We start from the raw sequence: 2977 nt of genomic DNA, 5'->3' as shown, positions 1-2977 counted from the left end.
CTTCCGATCTGGTTCCTGGGGCCCTGCGGGGGTGTTTTTCCCTTTCTGCGGTGTGGGGTTAGGGTTCGATGCGGCGTGCCGGTTCGGGGTTGTTCAAGTCGATCCGGGCGCGTACATCGTTGATGACGTTATCGACTGCCTCACGCAAGGTTTCACCGTTCATGTGCACCTCACCGGCTTCGGTGTCGATGATGTAGGGGTCCTTTTCGGTGACCTTCTTCATCACGTTCTCGATACCTCCGGTGCTGTAAGCCTTGTCCATGTCGGTAGCGATACTGCGAACGCGGTTTGCGTTGTTCTTGAAGGCGGCTTCCTTCTCCTTCAGGTCGGCGGTGAGATCCTTGACCTGCTTCTTGTACTCCTTTTCTGCGCGTTCCAGATCCTTCTGTGCGGTCTTGGCTGCGCGGCGGGCCATGTTCTCATCAGACATGGCGGCCTGCCGGCGGTCGCGCATGTCGGCGGATTCTTCGAAGGAAACGCGCAGCTCGGCCACTGCCTCAGTCGGCAGGTTGTGCTTCTTGGCGATCTTTTCGGTCGGGATCGCGAAGTCGTACATTTTCTGGCTGAACTTATCGGTAGCCGTCTTGATCTGGTCGGTCGTCTGCTCGTAGCTGCGGTTAGCCTTATTGGCCTCGCGGTTCGCCGCGGCAGCCGCGTTACGCAAAGACTTGTACGCGCCGTACTCTTCGGCAGTCGGGAACACGTTCTGACGGGAGAAATCGTTATCGTACTCGGCAGGAGGAGCGATGCGGACCTGTCCGGTCGCCAAATCGGTAATCTTCACGGATGCCGGCTGGTCGTTCTTGTCGTACTTGATCTCATGCAGGACGGTGTAGCCCTTCTCCTGCAGGTGCTGCTCCAGGTTCTGCTGAGCCTCAGACTTCTTAGCCTGCGCCTCTTCAAGAGCCTGTGCCGCCTCCGTGATCTTGTCGGCAAGGGTGACCGGCTGACCTTCCTCATTCAAGACCGGCTTGCCGTCCTCGTCGGTGACCTGCTGCTGGGCAGCCAAAAGCAGGTGGGTGCGCTCGCGCATCTTCACGTCATGGACGCGCTTCTGCTCAGTGATGTTGTTCTTCTGCTCTTCAGCGGTGCGTGCTTCGGCGGTCTTGGTCTCGATGGTTCCGGTGATTTCCTTCGTCTTGGCGGTGTGCTGGATTTCTGCCTGCTCGATTTCGGTACGGGTGTCCGCGTAGTCGATGCCGCTCTGCAGGGTCGATTCGATCGCCTCGTTGAGGCGGGGCTCGGCGTCCTCCAAATAGAGCCTTGCGTTGTTGTAGCGGGTCTTCTCCTGCTCCTTGCGCTCGCGCCTCTGCTGGCGTTCGGTGCCGCGTGCCTGACCGTGAGCAAACTTCTTCTCCAGGTCCAGCTTCTCCTGTTCCTCGCGCTTAGCGCCCTTGATGGCCTGCATACCGGCCATGGTCAGAGCCGCACCAGCGCCGCCGGCTACCGCAGCACCGGCTACCGCAGCGCCAGCGTTGAGGGTCTTGACGGTGCCGGCCTTCATACGTCCACCAATAGTGTTCGTCTGAGATGCTGCCAGCAGTGCGGACTTCTCGGTGAGCTTCTTAATACCGCGGAAGTACATGATGTAGCAGACAATGCCGCCAACGATCGTGATGACCGACAGCAGGATACTGCGGATGAACAGCGGCACACCAGGCAGAGCCTTCTCGAATGCCTCGTAGGCGATGCTCTGCGTCAGAGCGGTACCTGAGAGTACCAGGCCCACACCCACAATCTTTGCCGCCACGATAGCGTGGTCACCGGCAATGATGCTGAGAGATTTCCAGTTACCGGTGCCAGCAATCAGTGCGAAACGGAACCAGAGAGTCAGAGCCAGGAAGATCAGATCCAGGTTCAGCATCATGCGGTGAAGGCCGATAAGACCCATGAAGTCGGTGACCGGTGCGAGCGCGGCAAAGGAGGTGAAGGAGGCGGGGACGCGATCGACGAACGGGGTCTTGCCGGCTGCGGTTTCGTAGCCGCCGCCGCCGTTTGCCGCGGAGTAGAGCAACGCAGCCCTCACCTCCCACTTGTAGGTGCACAAGTCGGGGTTCTTCTCTGCCTGTTCGTGAAGCTTTTCCAGTCCGGGCATTGCGGTGAGGTTGCAGCCTCGCACGTCGCCGTTATCTACTGCTTCACGTTCGGCCTTCGTGTAGGAGCTGGTCCAGTGCATGTACTCGGCCCAGGTGGGGTTATCGGAGTTCACGGTGGGTACCACGCCGGCCTTGGGCAGCTTGACCTTCACGGCGTCTCCCTGACCGCCGGCATCAAAGACGAAGAACACCTTCTTGTCGCTGATATAGGAGTTCGACTTCTTGTTGTAGATGACCTCGGAATCAGGACCCAACTCTTCGGGATTCTTGCTCACACCGGCAATAAATTTAGCCTTCTGGTCGCCCAAGTTGTTGCCGATTGCACCGGAGGCGTAGACCGGGTTAATCAGGCGGGAGATGAAGGAACCCGAAATGCAATCCACGGTGGTTTGCGCGTCGGAGGCCTTCGCATTGCCAGAGCAGGAGCTAGAGACAGCCGCTGCAGGGGCCAGACTAACCTGCGTCGCACCCGTGTTAATGGCCGTGTAGAGGCCGTGAGTGACGGTAGAGGTCACCAGCGCGCTCGCTACACCGGCGGCGGCAATGGAACCAAAAATGCGGGTGAGGGTGAGTTTCGCGCCGTTCTTGTGCCACATGAACATCAGCCAGGCGCCACCAATGGACATGATGGCTGCGAGCATGCCGCCCTTAACAAGAGCCTGGTCGAAGTGACGGAAAATGTTGGTCACGATCTCGGAGGACATGAAGGGGGACACGAAATCGTTACTGAAGGGCACGTTGATGAACGCGCGCATCAGCTCAACGAGGGTAACCACCCAGCCAAACGGCAGGTTTGCCAGGATCGTACCGGCGGAGCTGACGGCGGTATCTACCGGCTGGCACGGGGCAACCTCGTAGATGGACCAAGCATAGCCAGAAGA

At 59.2% G+C, this 2977-nt stretch carries 1 protein-coding gene; it reads right to left on the bottom strand.

Features of this window, described 5'->3' with window-relative positions:
- Positions 1-58 precede the first annotated feature (58 nt).
- On the bottom strand, positions 59-2977 hold a 2919-nt coding region (locus tag Q0216_RS05335), incomplete at its 5' end, for a hypothetical protein (RefSeq protein ID WP_298593551.1).

The sequence above is a fragment of the uncultured Rothia sp. genome (assembly GCF_937976295.1).
Classification (GTDB): Bacteria; Actinomycetota; Actinomycetes; order Actinomycetales; family Micrococcaceae; genus Rothia.
Note: the sequence above shows the minus strand (reverse complement) of the source record. Positions and strands in the feature narration are given on the sequence as shown.